We start from the raw sequence: 19,705 nt of genomic DNA on the forward strand, positions 1-19,705 counted from the left end.
GCTCCTGCTTGCCGTCGTCGCGGTGGGCCAGGGGCTGTGGTGGGCGCAGCACAGCTCCTACGACTTCCCGGCGTTCTACCGCGCCGCGGGCCTGGTCGCACACGGCCACAGCCCCTACCTGCCGAGCCACCACGTCGACCGCGACTTCCTCGACGGGCCGCTCGTCGGGCTGCTCTACGCGCCGCTGAGCCTGCTCTCCTACGAGACCGCGCGGCTGACCGCGATCGCCGTGGGGCTCTGCCTCGTCGTGGTCTCCGCGGCGCTGCTCGCCGCCACCCGCCCGCACCGGCGGGTGGTCGTGGGTGCGGCGTTCGCCGTCGTCGTGCTGCTCACGGTGACGGGACGCGCCGCGCTCGGCCTCGGCCAGACGACCGCGCTCGCGCTGCTGGGCTACGCGATCTGGTACGCCGCTTACCGACGTGTGGGCCTGTGCCACGACCTCCTCGCGGGACTCGCCGGCTGCCTCGTCTTCCAGGTCAAGCCCTACCTGGGTGTCCCGCTGCTGCTCGTGGCGCTCGTCCACCGGCGCGCCCGCCTGCTGGCCGTCGCACTGGTCTCTTCCGCGGCCACGGTCGCCGCCGCCTCGCTGCTCGCCGGGCAGGACCTGGTCGGCGCGTGGTGGCACGCGGTGCTCGACCGGCAGGAGGGGGCGGCCGCCGGCACGGACCAGGTGTCGGTGCTCGCGGCCGTCCAGCACGCGACCGGTCACGACCCGGCCCTGGCCGTCGCGCTCGCGCTCGCGGCTGCCGCGACCGGGTGGCTGGTGCGCACCGCTTGGCGGGGCACCGACGAGCGTCCGCTGCTGGTCGCCGCGTGCTGGCCGCTCGTGGCGAGCACGTTCCTGCACCCCCAGGACCTGGTGCTGGGCTGCTGGCCGCTGACCGTGCTGCTGCTCGACCGGGAGGCAGCGACCAGGCGGTGGCTGTGCGGGCTGCTCGTCACGGTCTGCTTCCTCGACGTCTGGACGACGATGGCACCGCAGCACGATGCGGCCTACGTCGCGGGGCGGCAGGCGGCCTACGTGCTGCCGCTCTGGCTCGCCCTCGTCCTCGCCGGGCTGCCCGCGCGGCGCGCGGTCGGGGCGCTGGCGGCCGCGCTCGTCCTGGCCCTGGGCGTGCCGCTGTGGGTGCGCGCCGGCCCGGTCGAGCCGCCCTGGGCGAGCGGCGTCACGCTGGCGGCAGGCGGCCTGCTGCTCGCGGTCGGCTGGCTGTCCTCGTCGCCGGCCGGGGCTGGGTCCCCGCGGCTTCCCCGTGCGCGCGGCAGGCCGAGCCGGGCGGCGGGCTCCACTACCGTGGCTCCGTGACGGCGCTCCCGACGCTGCGCGCGCCGGACCGTCCGGACCGGCAGAGCGCCCGCCGGCTCCTCCCGTGGGGGACCGCGGTCGCTGCCCTCGTCGCGCTCTGGCTCAACCTCGCGAACCTCGGCGTGCCGACCTGGCGCTACGACGAGCTCGTCTACCGCGACGCCGGCTGGGCCTACCTGCACGGCAACCTCACGTCCAACCGCGAGCACCCGCCGCTCGGCAAGTACCTCATCGGCGTGGTCGAGCTCGCCGCCGGCCGGGGCACTGACATCCGCGTCGTCGCCGTCGTCGCCTCGCTGGTGACCGGCGCGATCTTGGCCGCGTTCGCGTGGCGACTCGCCGGTCGACTCGCCGCAGCCGTCGCGCTTGCGGCCTGGACGCTGCTGCCGCACGCCGTCCAGGGCGGGGTGGTGCGGCTGGACCGGTTCCTGTTCCTCGACCCGCTGATGGCGGCGTGGGCGACCGGGGCGCTCTACCTGGCCTACCGGCGACGACCCTGGCTGGCCGGGCTGCTGCTCGGCGCCGCCGTGGCGACGAAGGTGCCGGGTGCTCTCTACCTGCCTGCGGTCCTCGTGCTCGTCGGTGCCGCGTGGTGGCGCGCGCTCGCCGCCGCGGTCGCCGCCTTCGCCGCGGCCTACGCGCCCTACGGCACCGGCGCCCTCGACGCGCTGCGCTACATGGTCGACTTCCAGGACTCCGCGGCGGCCCACGGCCACCCGGTCCTCGTCGCCGGCCACCACTACCTGCACGCGCCGTGGTGGTCGCACCTGTGGTGGCAGTGGCAGGCCTACGACGGCGTCGGCTGCGCGGTGCTCGTCGTCGCCGCGGTGGCGACCGTCGGGCTCGTCCCCGATCGGCGTACGACGCTGGCCCTGGTCCTCGCCGTACTCGTGCCGCTCGCCGCGTTGAGCGCCCACGGCGTCAAGCTGCCCTACTACTTCTACGACTGGCAGCCACCGCTGACGTTGCTGGCGGCCGTCGGCCTGGTCGCAATGCTGCGCCGCGCGGGGGGGCTCGCGCTGCGGGACCGGCTCGCCGGGGCAGCGGCGCTGGCCGGGCTCGCCGTGCTGGCCTCGCTGGCCGGGTCGGCCGGCCACCGCGTCGCGGCCGAGATGCCCGCCGACTACGCGCTGCTCCCGGGCGTCGTGCCGGCCCACGGCCGCGTCGCCGTGTGGGGGTTCGCGAGCGTGGCTTCGGCGTACCTCCCGCATCGTGACGTCGTCGCCGCGACGCCGCAGACGGTCGCTACGAGCCCGGTGGTCGTGGTCGACCGGCGGCAGGCCGCCGCGGCGCCCCGGCCCGCTCTCGAACGTGCCCTGCGTGCCGGCCCCGAGCGGCGCGTGGTGCAGCTCCGCGGCGGGCTCACGGTCTACGAACGGGCCGGTTGACCGTCCGGAACAGGTGCCCGGACACCGGCGTTGAACAGATACCGCGGTGTACCGTCAGAAGTTCCACGATTGTCACCACGGCAGGCGTGGCAGACCTACGGCGAGACGGGCGCTGTGCTCGGCGACCGGTTCGCCCCGACCCGACCCCGACCGAGTTTCCGTGGCAGGAGGGACGGACGCGAGAGCGTCCTAGCCGATGAATCTCAAGCGTTCGTTCCGTGGGCCGGTCTTCTGGATCGTCATCGCGATCATCCTCGTCTTCGCGCTGAGCGGGATCTTCTCCACCGGCGGCGGCTACAAGAGTGTCAAGACGTCGCAGATCGTCGGCGCCATCAACGCCGGCAAGGTGCAGAGCGCGCAGATCCTCGACAAGGAGCAGAGCATCCAGCTCGACCTGCGCAACGGCATGACCGTGCAGGGTGCGAGCAAGATCTCGGCCGACTTCGCGACCGACCAGGCGCTCCCGCTGGAGAACGAGCTCGCCAAGAACAACGTCACCTACGACGTCAAGGTCTCCCACGACAACCCGCTGCTCGGCATCCTGTTCAGCCTGCTGCCGATCGTCATCGTCGTGCTGCTCCTGCTGTTCTTCATGAACCAGATGCAGGGCGGCGGCGGCCGGGTCATGCAGTTCGGCAAGTCCAAGGCCAAGCTCGTCAGCAAGGACACACCCAAGACCACGTTCGCCGACGTCGCCGGGGTCGACGAGGCGATCGAGGAGCTCCAGGAGATCAAGGAGTTCCTCGAGAACCCCGCGAAGTTCCAGGCCATCGGCGCCAAGATCCCCAAGGGTGTGCTGCTCTACGGCCCGCCCGGCACCGGCAAGACCCTGCTGGCCCGGGCCGTCGCGGGCGAGGCGGGCGTGCCGTTCTACTCGATCTCCGGCTCCGACTTCGTCGAGATGTTCGTCGGTGTCGGTGCCAGCCGCGTGCGCGACCTGTTCGAGCAGGCCAAGACGAACGCGCCCGCGATCATCTTCATCGACGAGATCGACGCCGTCGGCCGGCACCGCGGTGCGGGCCTCGGCGGTGGCCACGACGAGCGCGAGCAGACGCTCAACCAGCTGCTCGTCGAGATGGACGGCTTCGACCCCAAGAGCGGGGTCATCCTCATCGCCGGCACCAACCGCCCCGACATCCTCGACCCGGCGCTGCTGCGCCCGGGCCGCTTCGACCGGCAGATCGTCGTCGACCGGCCCGACCTCGAGGGCCGCAAGGCGATCCTGCGGGTGCACGCCAAGGGCAAGCCGATCTCTCCCGACGTCGACCTCGACGTCATCGCGCGGCGCACGCCGGGCTTCACCGGCGCCGACCTGGCCAACGTCCTCAACGAGGCGGCACTGCTGACCGCGCGCATGAGCGAGAAGCAGATCACCATGCACGTGCTCGAAGAGGCCATCGACCGCGTGATGGCCGGCCCGACGCGCAAGAGCCGGGTGATGAGCGACAAGGAGAAGAAGGTCACCGCCTACCACGAGGGTGGCCACGCGCTCGTCGCCTACGCACTGCCCAACACCGACCCCGTGCACAAGGTGACGATCCTGCCGCGCGGCCGCGCCCTCGGTTACACGATGGTGCTGCCGACCGAGGACAAGTACACCCAGACGCGCAGCGAGATGATGGACACCCTCGCCTACGCCCTCGGCGGGCGGGCGGCCGAGGAGCTGGTGTTCCACGAGCCGACCACGGGCGCGGCCAACGACATCGAGAAGGCGACGGCGACCGCCCGCGCCATGGTCACGCAGTACGGCATGAGCGAGAGCCTCGGGGCGCTGAAGTTCGGCCAGGAGCAGGGCGAGATCTTCCTCGGCCGCGACATGGGCCACCAGCGCGACTACTCGGAGGAGATCGCCGCCAAGATCGACGGCGAGGTCCGCGCGCTGGTCGAGCGGGCGCACGACGAGGCCTGGGAGATCCTCGTCGAGTACCGCGACGTGCTCGACAACCTCGTGCTGAAGCTGCTCGACAAGGAGACCCTCGGCAAGGAGGAGCTCACCGAGATCTTCGCCCCCGTCGCCAAGCGGCCGCAGCGGGTCATGCCGTCCGCGCGCCGTGCCCCGTCCGACGTGCCTCCGGTGCTCACGGCCGGCGAGCTCGCGCTGCTGGGTCCTGACGACGTCGCCGGGCTCGGCGCCGGCGGCGTACGCACCACCAACGGCCGCGCCACCAACGGCCGCGCCACCAACGGCAAGGCGACCAACGGCAAGGCGACCAACGGCAAGACCGCCAACGGCAAGGTCGCCGGAGGTCGGCTGCCCGAGGGCGGCAAGACGTCCGGCCGGCGAGCCGGCGGTCGCGCCCCGAAGCCCGAGCCGCCGGCGGAGGAGAAGCGTCGCAGCCCGCGCACCCGACGCACCGATGACCGCTGACGGGATCGACACCGAGCGCATCGCCCGTGCGGTCGGCGAGATCCTCGCCGCGATCGGTGAGGACCCCGACCGCGACGGCCTGCGCGAGACGCCGGGCCGGGTCGCGCGGATGTACGCCGAGGTCTTCGCCGGGCTGCACGCCGACCCCGGTGACGTGCTCACCACGGTCTTCGACGCCGACCACGACGAGATGGTGCTGGTCAAGGACATCGCGTTCGCGGCGTTCTGCGAGCACCATCTGGTGCCGTTCTTCGGCAACGCCCACGTCGGCTACATCCCGAACGACAGCGGGCAGATCACCGGCCTGTCCAAGCTCGCCCGGCTGGTCGACCTCTACGCCCGCCGGCCGCAGGTGCAGGAGCGGCTGACCACCCAGATCGCCGACGCCCTCGAGCAACAGCTCAAGCCGCGCGGCGTCATCGTCGTGGTGGAGGCGGAGCACCTGTGCATGTCCTTGCGCGGGGTCCGCAAGCCGGGCGCGCGCACCGTGACCTCTGCGGTGCGCGGGCAGTTCCGCGACTCCGACTCGACCCGCAGCGAGGCGATGAGCCTCATCCTCGGCCGCTGACCGGGGCGATTCGCTCCTTTTCATAAGGTGGCCTGCGTGAGCGAGCCCGCTGTCACCCCCTCTCCCGGCGCGCCGGCGTACCCGGTCGTCCGGGGGCTGCCGGGGCCGGCGCGCGCACGGGTCATGGCCGTCATCAACGTCACGCCCGACTCGTTCTCCGACGGCGGCAGCTTCGAGGAGCCGGACGACGCGATCCGGCACGGGCTCACGCTTCTCGCTGCGGGTGCGGACATTCTCGACGTCGGCGGCGAGTCGACCCGGCCCGGCGCCGCACGGGTCACTGCCGACGAGGAGTGGCGCCGGGTCGAGCCGGTCGTCTCCGCACTCGTGGCGGCCGGCGCGGTCGTGAGCATCGACACGATGCGCGCGACGACCGCGGCCAAGGCCATCGCTGCGGGTGCTCGCATCGTCAACGATGTGAGCGGCGGTCTCGCCGACCCCGATATGGTGCCGCTGGTCGCCTCGGCCGAAGTGCCCTACGTCGTCATGCACTGGCGCGGACCCAGCTCCGACATGCAGGCGCGTGCCGTCTACGGCGACGTCGTCGCCGAGGTCTGTGCGGAGCTGCAGGAGCGCTTCGACGCCGTCGTCGAGGGCGGGGTCCATCCCGACCGCGTCATCCTCGACCCCGGCCTCGGCTTCGCGAAGACCGGCGCGCACAACTGGACCCTGCTCGCGCATCTCGACGCGCTCGTGGGGCTGGGCCGGCCGGTGCTCATCGGCGCGTCGCGCAAGTCGTTCCTCGGCTCGCTGCTCCAGGTGGCGGCGGCCGAGCCGCGACCGGTGTGCGAACGTGACGCCGCCACCGCCGCGGTCACCGCGATCGCGGCGCACGCCGGGGTGTGGGGGGTGCGGGTGCACGAGGTCGCGGCCAACGCCGACGCCGTGCGGGTCGCTGCCGCCGTGCGGAACGCCGGATGAGCCGCTCCGGCCCGCCTGACGCCGACGCAGTTGCCGCGGTCAACGACGAGCTCTACGCCTCGGTCGAGGCGCGCGACATCGACCGGATGAGCGCCGTCTGGGACGACGACGACGACATCACCTGCGTGCACCCGGGCTGGCCGATGCTGCGCGGCCGGGCCCGGGTGCTGCGGTCCTGGTCGATGATCATGGCCAACACGGCGTACATCCAGTTCTTCGTCACCGACGTGCAGACCCGGGTCGACGGGGACCTGGCGGTGGTCACCTGCGAGGAGAACATCCTTGCCGCGGGGGAGCCCGGCGGCGCGGGGACCGAGGGCGGGATGCAGACCGCCGCCGTCGCGACGACGAACGTCTTTCGCCGCCGCGCCGACGGCTGGCGGCTGTGGTTGCACCACGGGTCGCCCGTGCTCGGCGGGCCGGCGACGAGTGACACGGCGGAGGAGCCGGGATGACCGACAAGGTGACGGTGCGCGGCCTGCGCACCCGCGGCTACCACGGCGTGTTCGAGGCGGAGCGGCGGCTCGGCCAGATCTTCGTCGTCGACGCGGTGCTCGAGGTCGATACGCGTCCGGCGGCCAACAGCGACGACCTCGCCGACGCAATCGACTACGGCGAGCTGGCCCTGTCGCTGTCGCGGGTCATCGAAGGCGACCCCGTCGACCTCATCGAGACCCTCGCCCAGCGGCTCGCCGACACGTGCCTGCGTGACGAGCGGGTGACCGCGGTCGAGGTCACCGTGCACAAGCCGCAGGCCCCCGTGCCCGTGGCCGTCGACGACATCACGGTGACGATCCGACGGACCCGCGGTTGAGCACGCTGCCCGTGGTGCTCTCGCTCGGGTCCAACCTCGGTGACCGCCTCGCCCACCTGCAGGCGGCCGTTGACGTCGTGCACCGGCGGCTCGGCGTGCTGGCCGTGTCGCCGGTCTACGAGACGGCGCCGGTCGGCGGGCCGCCGCAGGACGACTACCTGAACGCGGTACTGCTGACGGCGGTCGAACGCCCCTGGGACGCGCTCGAGGCGGCCCGGGAGGCCGAGGCGGCGCGTGCCCGACAGCGCACCGAGCGGTGGGGCCCACGCACGCTCGACGTCGACGTCGTCTCGGTCGACGACGTGGTCGCGGACGACCCTGAGCTGACCTTGCCGCACCCCCGGGCGCACGAGCGCGCGTTCGTGCTCGCCCCCTGGCTCGACGTCGACGAGGCGGCGGAGCTCGCTGGCCACGGCGCGGTGGCTCGGCTGCTCGCCGCGCTCGACTCCTCCGGCGTACGCCGCCGCGACGACCTCGTCCTTCGTGTCCCGGGTGCGCCGTGAGGCCGACCAGCGTCCTCGGGCTGGTAGCGCTGGCGGCGCTGGTCGGCGTCGTCTCCTGGGTGCTGACCGGTGTCGTCTACGACTCGTTGCCCCCGCTGCCGACCTACGCGCCGGTGACGCTCGGCCTGCTGGCCGTCGCCGAGGCCTACTGGGCCTGGGCGATCCGCAGCCGGGTGCATCGCCGCGGCAGCCCGCGGGTGCGCCCGATGGCGGCGCTGTGGGTCGCCCGGTCGCTCGCGCTGGCGAAGGCGAGCTCGCTCGTGGGCGCGCTCGCGCTCGGCGCCTACGCCGGCTTTCTGGCCTACGTCGGGGAGAAGATCCACGCTCCGGAGCACAGCCACGACGCACTGGTGTCGGGGGCCGGCGTCGGCACGGCGCTCCTGCTGTCCGTGACCGCGCTGCTGCTCGAGCGAGCCTGCCGGGTGCCGCCACGCGACGAGCCGCCCGACGAGTCGCTCGACGAGAGCTAGCCGAGACCCGCGGCGCGGGGCAGCGGGGCCGCCTCTCACTACCCTTCCCTGCATGAGTCAGGCAGCCGGCCCGGGCCGGTCCTTCGAGGAGCTCGACAGGTTCTCGACCGAGGAGCTGCGCGAGCAGGCGTTCGACGCGGCCGAGCACCACGGTGACGTCGGGTTCTTCTGGGACCTGCTGCGCCACCTTCCCGCCAGCGAGCAGTTCGCGGCCGAGGACGGCTCTCCCGGCGGCATGGCCAGCGGGATCCAGGACGTCATCGAGGTGGTGCGCTCGCTGGTGGCGGGTGGCTTCGGTGAGCTCGAGCCGCTGTTCCGGGCACGGTTCATCGACTACCTGCGCAACGTTCCCGACCCCCGGGTGGGTTCGTGAGCCTCGGCCAGGACCGCTAGCCCTCTCGCAGGGTGCGGTGCAGGGCCTCGAGCGTGAGGTCGCCCAGCGGGCGGTCGCCGTCGACCACCCTGACGGCGTCGTGGTCGCCGGCCAGCAGCGCCGACATCGCGTCCTTCAGCGAGGCCGACGCCGGCACCTCCACCAGCTGAGCCTCCTGCGGCGGCGAGAGCAGCGACCGGTCGATCGGCACGACCGCCAGGCGGCGCAGCGCTCGGTCGGGGCCGACGAACTCCGCGACGAACGGCGAGGCCGGGCTGCCGAGGACCTCGGCCGGAGCGGCGTACTGCTCCAGCACCCCGCCTTCGCGCAGCACCGCGATCCGGTCGGCGAGCCGCACCGCCTCCTCGACGTCATGGGTGACGAAGACGACCGTCTTTCGCACCTGCGCCTGCAGCCGGAGGAACTCCGCCTGCAGCCGGTCGCGGGCGATCGGGTCGACCGCGCCGAACGGCTCGTCCATGAGGAGGACGGGTGGATCCGCGGCCAGCGCTCGCGCCACGCCCACGCGCTGCCGCTGGCCGCCGGACAGCTCGTGCGGGTAGCGGCGCCCGTGCACCGACGGGTCGAGCCCCACCAGCTCCAGCAGCTCGCCGACCCGGGCGCGGATCCGCCCGCGGTCCCAGCCGAGCAGCCGCGGCACGGTCGCGACGTTGGTGCGCACGTCCTGGTGCGGGAACAGGCCCACCTGCTGGATCACGTAGCCGACGCGTCGCCGCAGCTGCACCGGGTCGAGACCGGCGACGTCGTCGCCGTCCAGCAGGACGCGGCCCTGCGACGGCTCGACCAGCCGGTTGACCATCTTCATCGTGGTGGTCTTGCCGCACCCTGACGGGCCGACGAGCACGGCGACCTCGCCCGCCGCCACGTCCAGCGACAGCTCGTGCACCGCGACGGTGCCGTCGGCGTAGCGCTTGCCCACCCGGTCGAACCGGATCATGGGCTCACCGGCGGTAGCGTCCCCCACGTGCCCCTCCCGGCCGACTACGACTTCGGCAACGCGTCCAACTCGTGGTTCGACTGGAGCTACATCCCCGACCATGCGAACACCATCTTGGCTGCCGCGCGCGAGCATGTCGTCCTCGCGGCGCTGGCGGTCGCCATCGGCTTCGCGGTCTCGATCCCGCTCGCGCTGCTCGCCCGGCGCAGCCGCTGGCGGCGAGGCGCGGTGCTCGGCCTGTCCAACGCGGTCTACGCGGTCCCGTCGCTGGCCGCGATCGTCGCCCTGCAGCCGGTGTTCGGCCTGGCCCGGTGGACGGTCGTGCTGCCGCTGGCGGCCTACACGCTGATCATCCTCGTGCGCAACATCCTGACCGGGCTCGACGACGTCCCCGCAGAGACGCTCGAGTCGGCGCGCGGCATGGGGCTGTCGCCGGCTCAGGTGCTGCTACGGGTGCAGCTGCCGCTCGCGCTCCCGGCGGTCATCGCCGGGCTGCGGATCGCCACGGTGTCCACGATCGAGCTCGTCGTCATCGGCGGCTACGTCGGCCAAGGCGGCTTCGGCGCCTACATCCTCGAAGGGTTCCGCAACAACTTCTACAAGGCCGAGATCACGACCTACATCCTGCTGACCGTGCTGCTGGCGCTGGTCGCCGACGGGCTGCTGCTCGGCCTGCAGCGGCTGGTCACCCCCTGGCAGCGGCGGAGGGCCGGGCCGTGAGCATCCCCAGCCAGATCTGGCACTTCCTGGGCAGCGGCTCGTCGTGGACGGGGCAGTACGGCGTGCCGGCCCGGCTCGGGCAGCACGCGGCGATCTGCGCGGTCACGCTGGCCCTGGCCGCCGTGGTGGCGCTGCCGCTCGGCGTCGGGCTCGCCCGGCTGCGCCGCGGGGGGTGGATCGCGTCCAGCCTCGCCAACGCCGGCCGTTCGGTGCCGGTGCTCGGCGTGCTGATCCTGTTCGCGGTCGGGCCGCTCGGCGTGGGCACGAGCGCAGCGGTCGCCGCGCTGGTCATCTTCGCGCTACCGCCCCTGGTGACGAACGCCTACACCGGCATCAGGGAGGTCGACGCCGACGTCCGCCTGTCGGCCGTCGCGATGGGCATGACCTCGTGGCAGGTGCTCTGGCGGGTCGAGCTGCCGCTGGCGCTCCCGCTCATCGCGGCCGGCGTCCGCATCGCGGCCGTGCAGGTCTGGGCGACGGCGACCCTTGCCGCCATCGTGGGCAGCGGCGGGCTCGGCCGCTTCATCGTCGACGGCTACGCGATCCAGGACTACGGCCAGGTCTACGGAGGCGCGATCGTCGTCGCGATCACCGCGATCCTCCTGGAAGGGCTGCTGGCGTGGGCGCAGCGGCGGCTGCACGCGTCGTTCGGTGGTGCCGTCGCCCCGGCCGCGGAGGCCCCGGTCGCGCGCTCCGGCACCGCCGTCGCGTGACTCGCGGGCGCCGCCGTGTGCAAGGCTGTGCTCGCGCGGGCTTGCCCGCCAGGACACGCGGAACCGCGGTTCCGGGACACAGAACGGCGGAGGGCGGCGCGATGCGTGCAGGTTGGCGAGGCCGGCGGTCGACGGGCCTACGTAGGGTCACCGGGTGGGCGGCAGTGGCTGTGGCCGGCATGCTCGCTCTGGTTGCGTGCGGTGGCAGCAGCGGAGGCTCCAACGCTCCGGTGAAGCAGGGGACGTCGTCGTCGTCGGCCAGCGCGCTGTGCCAGACCAAGGGCAGCGGCAACGTCACGGTCGGGGCGTTCAACTTCAGCGAGTCGCAGCTGCTCGCGACCATCTACGCAGCCGCGCTGCAGCAGTGCGGCTACACCACGTCGGTCAAGCAGCTCGGCGCGCGGGACGTCGTCTACCCGGCGCTGACCGCCGGGCAGATCGACGTCGTGCCGGAGTACGCCGCGACGCTCACGACCTACATCAACGGCAAGAAGAACGGCCCCAACGCGCAGAGCCCGGCGGCCGGCGACATCGACACGACCATGCAGGCGCTGCGCAAGCTGCTGCCCACCTCGCTGGTCGCGCTCGACCCGGCACCGGCCACCGACAAGGACGCGTTCGCGGTCACCGAGACGTTCGCCAAGCAGCACAACCTCACGTCGCTCTCGGACCTCGCGACCTACTCCAAGCAGCACCCGGTCTCCGTCGGTGGCCCGCCGGAGTGCCCGCAGCGCCCCTACTGCCTGCAGGGCTTGAAGTCGACCTACGGCATCCAGGTCTCGAAGTTCGTGCCGCTCGACGCCGGTGGCCCGCTGACGATCGCGGCCATCAAGGACGGCAAGGTCGACGTGGGTGAGGTCTTCACCTCCGACCCCACCGTGACGGCCCAGGGGCTCGTCGTCCTCGACGACGACAAGAACCTCCAGCTCTCCGACAACATCGTGCCGATCGTCAACACCAAGGTCGCCGGCGCAGCGCTGAAGAGCGCGCTCAACGCGGTCGACCAGAAGCTCACCGAGGACGCGCTGGTGCAGATGAACAAGGCCGTCCAGGTGCAGCACGCCAAGCCCGAACAGGTGGCACAGCAGTTCCTCCAGCAGTCGGGGCTGCTGGGCTAGGACCCGGTCGAAGTCACGCGGCGCCCGCGCTCGGGGCGCTGGGTAGCCTGGCGGTTCCAGATCATCGTCACGCTCCCGGACCCGACATGTCGCTGCCGCGCACCCCGGCCGACCGGCCAGGCAGGCTCACGGTCGGCGTCATCGGCGTGGGCCGGGTCGGGGCGACGCTCGGTGCGGCGCTGGCGCGCGCCGGGCACGCGGTGACCGCTGCCTCCGGGGTGTCCCGGGCATCGCGCCGCCGGGCCGACGACCTGCTGCCCGGCGTGCCCCTGCTCGGGGTGCCGGACGTGCTCGCTCGTTGCGCACTCGCGCTGCTGACCGTGCCCGACGACGAGCTGCCCGGCCTGGTCGACGGGCTGGCGGGCACCGACGCGGTGCGCCCGGGCCAGCTGGTCGTGCACACCAGCGGCCGCTACGGGCTCGGACTGCTGGACCCGCTCACTCGCCGCGGTGCGCTGCCGCTGGCGCTGCACCCGGTGATGACCTTCACCGGCACCTCGGTCGACCTGGAACGGCTGTCCGGCGCGTCGTTCGGCGTGACCGCCCCCGAGTCGCTGCGGCCGGTGGCCGAGGCACTGGTCATCGAGATGGGCGCCGAGCCGGTCTGGGTGCCCGAGGAGATGCGCACGCTCTACCACGCTGCGCTGGCCAACGGCGCCAACCATCTCGTCACCCTGGTCGCCCAGTCGGCGGACCTGCTGCGCGCCGCCGGCGTCGACGAGCCCATGCGGATGCTCGCGCCGTTGCTGGGCGCCGCGCTCGACAACACGCTGCGTGGCGGCGACGCGGCGCTGACCGGTCCGGTCGCCCGCGGCGACGCCGGCACGGTCGCCGCACACCTCGACGCCCTGCGCCGGGCGGCGCCCGAGGCGGTGCCGGCCTACGTCGCCATGGCCAGGCTCACCGCCGACCGCGCGCTGGCCGCCGGCCGGCTCGACCCGGCGCGGGCCGCGGCCCTGCTGGACGTGCTCGCCGGCAACGGAGCGGCCGCGTGATCCCCGGCCGGCTCGCCGCGCCCGCGCCCGGCTGGAGCGCCGAGGCCGACGTCGTCGTCATCGGCAGCGGTATCGCCGGGCTCACCGCCGCGCTGCGGTGCCGGCCGCACGGGCGGGTGATGCTCGTCACGAAGGCGCTGCTCGACGCGGGTTCCACCCGCTGGGCGCAGGGCGGCATCGCGGCCGCGCTGAGCCCCGACGACTCGCCGGAGAGACACCTGCACGACACGCTGGTCGCCGGGGTCGACCTGTGCGACGAGCCGGCCGTGCGGGTGCTGGTCACCGAGGGTCCGGACCGGGTACGGGAGCTGATCCGTCTCGGCACCCGCTTCGACACCGACGAGGCCGGGCGGCTCCAGCTCACCCGCGAGGGCGGCCACCTGCAGCGGCGCATCGCGCACGCCGGCGGCGACGCGACGGGCGCAGAGATCGAGCGCGCGCTGATCGCCGCGGTGAGAGCCGCCCCCGACATCGAGGTCATCGAGCACGCGCTCGTCATCGACCTGCTGCGGGCGTCCGACGGTCGCGCGGCCGGCGTGACCCTGCACGTCCTCGGCGAGGGCAGCCGCGACGGCGTCGGCGCGGTCCTCGCCCGCGCGGTCGTGCTGGCCTCCGGCGGGATGGGTCAGATCTACGCCTCGACCACCAACCCGGTCGTCTCGACCGGCGACGGAGTGGCACTCGCCCTGCGCGCGGGAGCGGAGGTGGCGGACCTCGAGTTCGTGCAGTTCCACCCCACGGCGCTGTGGACCGGTGCGGCTGAGTCGCCGAGCGACTCCCATGGCAGAGGGCGTGGCCAGCAGCCGCTGGTGACCGAGGCGCTGCGGGGCGAGGGCGCGGTGCTGCGCGACGCGTCCGGAGCGAGGGTGATGGAAGGCGTGCACCCGCTGGCCGACCTCGCTCCCCGCGACGTGGTCGCCAAGGCCATGAGCCGCCGGATGGCCGAGCTCGGCGTGGAGCACCTCTACCTCGACGCCAGGCCGCTGGGCGCCGACATGCTGCACCGGCGCTTCCCCACGCTCATCGCCAACTGCCGCGAGATCGGCATCGACCCGGCCACCGACCTCGTGCCGGTCGCGCCGGCCGCCCACTACGCCTCGGGCGGCGTCCGCACCGACCTGTCCGGCCGCACCACCGTGGCCGGGCTCTACGCCTGCGGCGAGGTCGCCTGCACGGGCGTGCACGGCGCGAACCGGCTCGCGTCCAACTCGCTGCTCGAGGGCCTGGTCTTCGCCCGCCGCATCGCCGACGACATCGGCGCCGCGCTGCCACCCCTCGTGCAGCCCAGCGAGCCGACCGGTCCGGCGCTCGTCCTCGACGGCGCGATCCGGCCGGAGCTGGCCCGGGCCATGACCGACGGCGCCGGCGTGCTGCGCAGCGCCGACAGTCTCGACGCCACGGCGAAGACCCTCGACGAGCTCGGCCGGCGGCAGGCGCACGAGGTGCGTCCCGAGTCCTGGGAGGCGGCCAACCTGCACACGGTCGCGACCACCCTCGTCACCGCGGCCCGGGTGCGCGAGGAGACCCGTGGCTCGCACTGGCGTGACGACTTCCCGCAGCCCGATCCGCGGTGGCGGGTCCACCTGCTCACCCGCCGCGAGCCCGACGGCTCGCTGCGCGTCCGCGAGGAGGCGGTGCAGTGACGCTTACCGGGGCGAGAGCCGAGGCGCTGCGGGCGGCCGGGCTCGATCCGGCCTACGTCGAGGAGGTCGTCCGGCGCGCGCTCGACGAGGATCTCGGCGACGGCCTCGACGTCACGAGCGTCGCGACCGTGCCGTTCGACGCAGAGGGCACCGGCGACTTCGTCGTCCGCGGCGAGGGCGTGGTGGCCGGATTGCCGGTCGTGGTCGCCGTCCTCGAGATCGCGAGTGACGACTCGGTCCTCGTCACCCAGCACGTGCAGGACGGCGACCCGGTGCGCCCCGGCCAGGTGCTTCTGTCCGCCACCGCGCTGACCCGGGCTCTGCTCACCGCCGAGCGCACCGCGCTCAACCTGCTCTGCCACCTGTCGGGGATCGCGTCCCTGACCCGGCGCTGGGTCGAGGCGGTCGAGGGCACCACGGCGACGATTCTCGACACCCGCAAGACGACGCCTGGCCTGCGCGCGCTGGAGAAGTACGCCGTGCGCTGCGGCGGCGGCGCCAACAAGCGGATGGGGCTGTACGACGCGGCGCTGGTCAAGGACAACCACGTCATCGCGGCCGGCGGTGTCGGGGCGGCCTTCGCCGCCGTGCGCGCGAACTTCCCCGACGTCGACGTGCAGGTCGAGTGCGACACGGTCGGCCAGGTGCGCGAGGCGCTCGACGCGGGGGCGACGTTCCTGCTCTGCGACAACATGGGCGTCGACGCGCTGCGGGAGGCGGTCGCCGCCGCGGCCGGGCGCGCGCAGATCGAGGCGACCGGCGGGCTGACCCTGGACTGCGCGCGGGCGGTCGCGGAGACCGGCGTCGACTACCTGTCCGTCGGAGCGCTGACACACTCGGCGCCCGTGCTCGACATCGGGCTCGACCTGCACGACACCGCCCCTGGGAGCGACTGATGCTGCTCGCCGTCGACGTCGGTAACACCAACACCGTCCTCGGGCTCTTCGACGGGGAGCGCCTGACCGACTCGTGGCGGGTCAAGACCGACGCGCGCGCCACCGCCGACGAGCTGGCGCTGCTGTTCCGCGGGCTGCTCGAGCGCCATCCGGTGCCCGACGGGGTCGCGGTCTGCTCCACCGTGCCGGCGGTGCTGCACGAGATGCGTAGCGTGCTGACCCGCTACTACGCGAAGGTGCCGGCGGTCATCGTGGAGCCAGGGGTCAAGACCGGCGTACCGCTGCTCTACGACAACCCTCGCGAGGTCGGCGCCGACCGCATCGTCAACTCCCTCGCGGCGTTCACGATCTACGGCGGACCGGCGATCGTCGTCGACTTCGGCACGTCGACGAACTTCGACGTCGTCTCCGCGAAGGGCGAGTTCCTCGGCGGTGCTCTCGCCCCCGGCATCGAGATCAGCGTCGACGCGCTCGCCTCCCGTGGCGCTCGGCTGTTCAAGGTCGAGCTGGCCCGGCCGCGTTCGGTGATCGCCAAGACGACCACCGAGGCGCTGCAGTCGGGCATCCTCTACGGCTTCGCCGGCCAGGTCGACGGGCTGGTCCGGCGCATCGAGGCCGAGCTCGGCGAGAAGGCCACGGTCGTCGCGACCGGTGGCCTCGCGCCGCTGGTGCTCGGGGAGAGCGAGACGCTCCAGCACTACGAGCCCGAGCTCACGCTGATCGGCCTGCGCATCGTCTTCCACAAGAACATCGAGCCGCGCACCAGCGGCCCGGGCCCGGTCCTGCACCACATCGCCGGCACCTGAGCGCGTGCGGCGCCCGTCATAGGCTCGCGGTCGTGGCCGACCCGCAACCCCCGAGCGACGACCTGCCGGAGCAGATGCGGGTACGCCGCGCCAAGCGCGACCGGCTGCGGGCCGACGGCGTCGACCCCTACCCGCTGGGGTTCCGGCGTACGGCAACGATCGCCGAGCTCCGGCAGCGACACCGCGACCTCGCGCCCGACACCGCGACCGGCGAACGCGCGTCGGTGGCAGGACGGGTCGTCCTGAACCGTCCGTCCGGAAAGATCGCGTTTGCGACGATCCGCGACGGCAGCGGCGACCTGCAGGTCATGCTCACCGCCGACGCGACCGGGCCGGAGGCCCTCGCGCGGTGGAAGAACGACGTCGACCTCGGCGACCACGTCGGCGTCGAGGGCGAGGTCATCACGAGCCGGCGGGGCGAGCTGTCGGTGCGGGCCGACCGCTGGGTGCTCACGAGCAAGGCGTTGCGCCCGCTGCCGGAGAAGTGGCACGGGCTCGCCGATCCCGAGGCCCGGGTGCGCCAGCGCTACGTCGACCTCATCGGCAACCCCGAGGCGCGGCGCATGGTCGAGGTCCGCGACAAGGTGCTCGCATCCCTGCGTGCCACCCTCCGCGGCCGCCGCTTCGTCGAGGTGGAGACGCCGATCCTGCAGCTGGTGCACGGCGGGGCCGCCGCCCGGCCCTTCAGCACCCACCTCAACGCGTTCGACCTGCCGATGACCCTGCGCATCGCCATCGAGCTGCACCTCAAGCGGCTCGTCGTCGGCGGGGTGGAGCGGGTGTTCGAGATCGGTCGGATCTTCCGCAACGAGGGCGTCGACGCGACGCACAGCCCGGAGTTCACGATGCTGGAGGCCTACGAGGCCTACGGCGACTACGACACGATGGCCGACCTCACCCGGGCGCTCGTGCTCGACGCGGCCGACGCGGTCAACGGGTCACCGGTCGTCCCCGACGGCTCCGGCGGGGAGATCGACCTGTCCGGGCCGTGGCGCACGGTGACGGTCCACGATGCGGTGTCGGGCGTCGTGGGCGAGACCGTCGACCCGGGCACCCCGGCGGAGAAGCTGCGCGCGCTCGCTGCCACGCACGACGTGGCGCTGCGACCCGACTGGGGCGCGGGCGACATCGTGCTCGAGCTCTACGAGAAGCTGGTCGAGCACACGCTGCGCGAGCCGACGTTCGTCAAGGACTACCCCGCCGAGGTGCGGCCGCTGGCCCGCCCCCACCGCGACGATCCCCGGCTGGCCGAGGCGTGGGACCTCATCATCGGTGGGGTCGAGCTCGCGCCCGCCTACTCCGAGCTCGTCGACCCGGTCGAGCAGCGCGACCGGCTCACCGAGCAGTCGCTGCGGGCCGCGGGCGGCGACCCCGAGGCGATGGTGCTCGACGAGGACTTCCTGCGAGCTCTCGAGTACGGGGCCCCGCCCATGGGCGGCATGGGCCTGGGCGTCGACCGGCTGATGATGCTGCTCACCGGCGTCAACATCCGGGAGACGATTCTTTTTCCGCTGGTGCGGCCCGAATGACGGAATAGCCGGGCGGATTTCCCACAACTCCGCGCCGGTCGTATTGTCGTCTTTCCCGTTCACGCTCTATCGTGGACGTGGTCAACGCATTTTCCGACATTCTTCGAGAGGTTATTCACAATGGCGCAACGCGTTCAGGTCCTGTTGGTGTGCGACCTTCACGACGACGAGACCCCCGGCGAGGAGACGGTGGCGTTCTCGCTCGACGGCGCCGCCTACGAGATCGACCTGTGCGCGGCTCACGCCGACCAGATGCGTGACGCGCTCGCCGGTTACGTGGGGGCGGCCCGGCGGGCTGGTGGCCGGACCACCCCCGGCACGTCCCGTCGTCGTGGCCGGCCGGCCGGTGCCGGCCGCAGCGGCCGCGACACCGCCGCGATCCGCGAGTGGGCCCGCGAGCGGGGGCTGCGGGTCAGCGAGCGCGGCCGGATCTCCGCCGACATCCTCGCCCAATACGACGCCTCCCACTAGCAACGCGCCTGGCATCGACAGCCGCGGCGTTCTCGGTCGCTTGTGTGCCCTCCGGGCACACACCGCGCTCCCTGCGGCCTTGCGGCTGTCGCGCCAGCCGCGTTGCCGGGCATCGACAGCCGCGGCGTTCTCGATCTTTTGTGTTCTCTGTGGTGAGTTCTGTCAGGGAATCCTCGGCGGCTGCCGAGGGTTGTGCATGTCACCGTGCGCGCGGGTAGGAGCCCGGTCGCCGCGGGTCTAGCATGCGGAAGGAAGAGCTGCGGCTCTCCCGACCGCTCTTGAGGAGCGCACATGTTCGAGAGGTTCACCGACCGCGCGAGACGCGTCGTTGTCCTGGCCCAGGAAGAGGCCAGGATGCTCAACCACAACTACATCGGCACCGAGCACATCCTGCTCGGCCTGATCCACGAGGGCGAAGGCGTCGCCGCCAAGGCACTCGAGTCGCTGGGCATCTCGCTCGAGGGCGTCCGCCAGCAGGTCGAGGAGATCATCGGCCAGGGCCAGCAGGCTCCCAGCGGGCACATCCCGTTCACCCCGCGCGCCAAGAAGGTCCTCGAGCTGTCGCTGCGCGAGGCGCTGCAGCTCGGCCACAACTACATCGGCACCGAGCACATTCTGCTCGGCCTGATCCGCGAGGGTGAGGGCGTCGCGGCGCAGGTGCTGGTGAAGCTGGGCGCGGACCTCAACCGGGTCCGCCAGCAGGTCATCCAGCTGCTCAACGGCTACCAGGCCAAGGAGCCGGCCGGCAGCAGCACGCAGGAGGGCACCCCGTCCACCTCGCTGGTGCTCGACCAGTTCGGTCGCAACCTCACCCAGAACGCTCGCGAGGGCAAGCTCGACCCGGTCATCGGCCGCGAGAAGGAGATCGAGCGGCTGATGCAGGTGCTGTCCCGGCGCACCAAGAACAACCCGGTGCTGATCGGTGAGCCGGGCGTCGGCAAGACCGCCATCGTCGAGGGTCTGGCGCAGCGCATCGTCAACGGTGACGTGCCGGAAGGCCTCGCCGACAAGAAGCTGCTCGCGCTCGACATGGGCGCGCTGATCGCGGGCGCGAAATATCGCGGCGAGTTCGAGGAGCGGCTGAAAGCCGTTCTGAACGAAGTGACCGCGTCGGACGGCGGCATCGTGCTGTTCATCGACGAGATGCA

Annotated in this window: 21 protein-coding genes; 20 read left to right on the top strand and 1 reads right to left on the bottom strand. The window is 72.8% G+C overall.

Annotated features, from left to right (window positions below; genetic code table 11):
- Window positions 1-22: 22 nt before the first annotated feature.
- From VFJ21_00755 to VFJ21_00800, 10 genes are all read left to right on the top strand, one after another.
- Window positions 23-1,303, top strand: a complete 1,281-nt coding sequence (locus VFJ21_00755; protein HET7405652.1) for a glycosyltransferase 87 family protein — start codon at window positions 23-25, stop codon at window positions 1,301-1,303.
- Window positions 1,300-2,691: a hypothetical protein gene (locus VFJ21_00760; GenBank protein ID HET7405653.1), complete on the top strand. Its 1,392-nt coding sequence runs from the start codon at window positions 1,300-1,302 to the stop codon at window positions 2,689-2,691. The genes VFJ21_00755 and VFJ21_00760 overlap by 4 nt, the downstream gene beginning before the upstream one ends.
- Before the next feature lie 196 nt (window positions 2,692-2,887).
- Window positions 2,888-5,059 (top strand): ATP-dependent zinc metalloprotease FtsH, encoded by a 2,172-nt coding sequence (gene ftsH, locus VFJ21_00765; protein ID HET7405654.1) that lies wholly within the window; start codon window positions 2,888-2,890, stop codon window positions 5,057-5,059.
- Window positions 5,049-5,627, top strand: coding sequence for a GTP cyclohydrolase I FolE (gene folE / locus VFJ21_00770; GenBank protein ID HET7405655.1), 579 nt, complete (start codon window positions 5,049-5,051; stop codon window positions 5,625-5,627). Before ftsH ends, folE begins: the two co-directional genes overlap by 11 nt.
- Before the next feature lie 123 nt (window positions 5,628-5,750).
- Window positions 5,751-6,548, top strand: coding sequence for a dihydropteroate synthase (folP, locus tag VFJ21_00775; GenBank protein HET7405656.1), 798 nt, complete (start codon window positions 5,751-5,753; stop codon window positions 6,546-6,548).
- A complete protein-coding gene (locus VFJ21_00780; protein ID HET7405657.1) occupies window positions 6,545-7,003 on the top strand; it encodes a nuclear transport factor 2 family protein in 459 nt (152 codons plus the stop codon). The genes folP and VFJ21_00780 overlap by 4 nt, the downstream gene beginning before the upstream one ends.
- Window positions 7,000-7,362 (top strand): dihydroneopterin aldolase, encoded by a 363-nt coding sequence (folB, locus tag VFJ21_00785; GenBank protein ID HET7405658.1) that lies wholly within the window; start codon window positions 7,000-7,002, stop codon window positions 7,360-7,362. The genes VFJ21_00780 and folB overlap by 4 nt, the downstream gene beginning before the upstream one ends.
- A 14-nt stretch (window positions 7,363-7,376) precedes the next feature.
- Entirely contained in the window at window positions 7,377-7,865 is a 489-nt protein-coding gene (gene folK, locus VFJ21_00790) for a 2-amino-4-hydroxy-6-hydroxymethyldihydropteridine diphosphokinase (GenBank protein HET7405659.1), read from the top strand.
- Entirely contained in the window at window positions 7,862-8,335 is a 474-nt protein-coding gene (locus VFJ21_00795) for a DUF3180 domain-containing protein (GenBank protein HET7405660.1), read from the top strand. The genes folK and VFJ21_00795 overlap by 4 nt, the downstream gene beginning before the upstream one ends.
- A 52-nt stretch (window positions 8,336-8,387) precedes the next feature.
- The gene (locus VFJ21_00800; GenBank protein ID HET7405661.1) at window positions 8,388-8,708 is read left to right on the top strand and encodes a hypothetical protein; all 321 of its coding nucleotides are present in this window, start codon (window positions 8,388-8,390) and stop codon (window positions 8,706-8,708) included.
- Between the two features lie 16 nt (window positions 8,709-8,724).
- On the opposite strand, the gene VFJ21_00805 is transcribed toward VFJ21_00800, so the two are convergent.
- Window positions 8,725-9,693 (bottom strand): ATP-binding cassette domain-containing protein, encoded by a 969-nt coding sequence (locus VFJ21_00805; protein ID HET7405662.1) that lies wholly within the window; start codon window positions 9,691-9,693, stop codon window positions 8,725-8,727.
- Between VFJ21_00805 and VFJ21_00810 the strand changes: the two genes are divergently transcribed.
- The 10 genes from VFJ21_00810 to VFJ21_00855 form a co-directional block, all read left to right on the top strand.
- Complete coding sequence (locus VFJ21_00810) at window positions 9,694-10,386, top strand: ABC transporter permease subunit (protein ID HET7405663.1); 693 nt, start codon at window positions 9,694-9,696, stop codon at window positions 10,384-10,386.
- Complete coding sequence (locus VFJ21_00815) at window positions 10,383-11,099, top strand: ABC transporter permease (protein ID HET7405664.1); 717 nt, start codon at window positions 10,383-10,385, stop codon at window positions 11,097-11,099. The genes VFJ21_00810 and VFJ21_00815 overlap by 4 nt, the downstream gene beginning before the upstream one ends.
- Window positions 11,100-11,278: 179 nt before the next feature.
- Window positions 11,279-12,217, top strand: a complete 939-nt coding sequence (locus tag VFJ21_00820; protein ID HET7405665.1) for an ABC transporter substrate-binding protein — start codon at window positions 11,279-11,281, stop codon at window positions 12,215-12,217.
- 86 nt (window positions 12,218-12,303) lie between these two features.
- Complete coding sequence (locus VFJ21_00825) at window positions 12,304-13,212, top strand: DUF2520 domain-containing protein (protein ID HET7405666.1); 909 nt, start codon at window positions 12,304-12,306, stop codon at window positions 13,210-13,212.
- Window positions 13,209-14,855: an L-aspartate oxidase gene (locus tag VFJ21_00830; protein HET7405667.1), complete on the top strand. Its 1,647-nt coding sequence runs from the start codon at window positions 13,209-13,211 to the stop codon at window positions 14,853-14,855. The genes VFJ21_00825 and VFJ21_00830 overlap by 4 nt, the downstream gene beginning before the upstream one ends.
- Window positions 14,856-14,881: 26 nt before the next feature.
- Window positions 14,882-15,751 carry a carboxylating nicotinate-nucleotide diphosphorylase gene (nadC, locus tag VFJ21_00835; GenBank protein ID HET7405668.1) on the top strand — a complete coding sequence of 290 codons (870 nt, stop codon included), beginning with the start codon at window positions 14,882-14,884 and terminating at the stop codon, window positions 15,749-15,751.
- The gene (locus tag VFJ21_00840; GenBank protein HET7405669.1) at window positions 15,751-16,557 is read left to right on the top strand and encodes a type III pantothenate kinase; all 807 of its coding nucleotides are present in this window, start codon (window positions 15,751-15,753) and stop codon (window positions 16,555-16,557) included. Before nadC ends, VFJ21_00840 begins: the two co-directional genes overlap by 1 nt.
- On the top strand, window positions 16,554-18,086 hold the full coding sequence (gene lysX / locus VFJ21_00845) for a bifunctional lysylphosphatidylglycerol synthetase/lysine--tRNA ligase LysX (GenBank protein HET7405670.1): 1,533 nt from the start codon (window positions 16,554-16,556) through the stop codon (window positions 18,084-18,086). Before VFJ21_00840 ends, lysX begins: the two co-directional genes overlap by 4 nt.
- Window positions 18,087-18,206: 120 nt before the next feature.
- Window positions 18,207-18,557, top strand: coding sequence for an Lsr2 family protein (locus VFJ21_00850; GenBank protein HET7405671.1), 351 nt, complete (start codon window positions 18,207-18,209; stop codon window positions 18,555-18,557).
- A 291-nt stretch (window positions 18,558-18,848) separates the two neighbouring features.
- Window positions 18,849-19,705, top strand: an 857-nt coding sequence (locus VFJ21_00855) for a Clp protease N-terminal domain-containing protein (GenBank protein ID HET7405672.1), incomplete at its 3' end; no start/stop codon positions are given.

The sequence above is a fragment of the Mycobacteriales bacterium genome (assembly GCA_035690485.1).
Taxonomy (GTDB): Bacteria; Actinomycetota; Actinomycetes; order JAFAQI01; family DASSKL01; genus DASSKL01.

What these genes read in the sequence shown, in the direction of transcription:
- ftsH (HET7405654.1), top strand. Translation starts at nt 2,888, where the DNA reads ATGAATCTCAAGCGTTCGTTCCGTGGGCCGGTCTTCTGGATCGTCATC.
- folE (HET7405655.1), top strand. Translation starts at nt 5,049, where the DNA reads ATGACCGCTGACGGGATCGACACCGAGCGCATCGCCCGTGCGGTCGGC.
- folP (HET7405656.1), top strand. Translation starts at nt 5,751, where the DNA reads ATGGCCGTCATCAACGTCACGCCCGACTCGTTCTCCGACGGCGGCAGC.
- VFJ21_00780 (HET7405657.1), top strand. Translation starts at nt 6,545, where the DNA reads ATGAGCCGCTCCGGCCCGCCTGACGCCGACGCAGTTGCCGCGGTCAAC.
- folB (HET7405658.1), top strand. Translation starts at nt 7,000, where the DNA reads ATGACCGACAAGGTGACGGTGCGCGGCCTGCGCACCCGCGGCTACCAC.
- VFJ21_00800 (HET7405661.1), top strand. Translation starts at nt 8,388, where the DNA reads ATGAGTCAGGCAGCCGGCCCGGGCCGGTCCTTCGAGGAGCTCGACAGG.
- VFJ21_00820 (HET7405665.1), top strand. Translation starts at nt 11,279, where the DNA reads ATGCTCGCTCTGGTTGCGTGCGGTGGCAGCAGCGGAGGCTCCAACGCT.
- VFJ21_00825 (HET7405666.1), top strand. Translation starts at nt 12,304, where the DNA reads ATGTCGCTGCCGCGCACCCCGGCCGACCGGCCAGGCAGGCTCACGGTC.
- VFJ21_00840 (HET7405669.1), top strand. Translation starts at nt 15,751, where the DNA reads ATGCTGCTCGCCGTCGACGTCGGTAACACCAACACCGTCCTCGGGCTC.
- VFJ21_00850 (HET7405671.1), top strand. Translation starts at nt 18,207, where the DNA reads ATGGCGCAACGCGTTCAGGTCCTGTTGGTGTGCGACCTTCACGACGAC.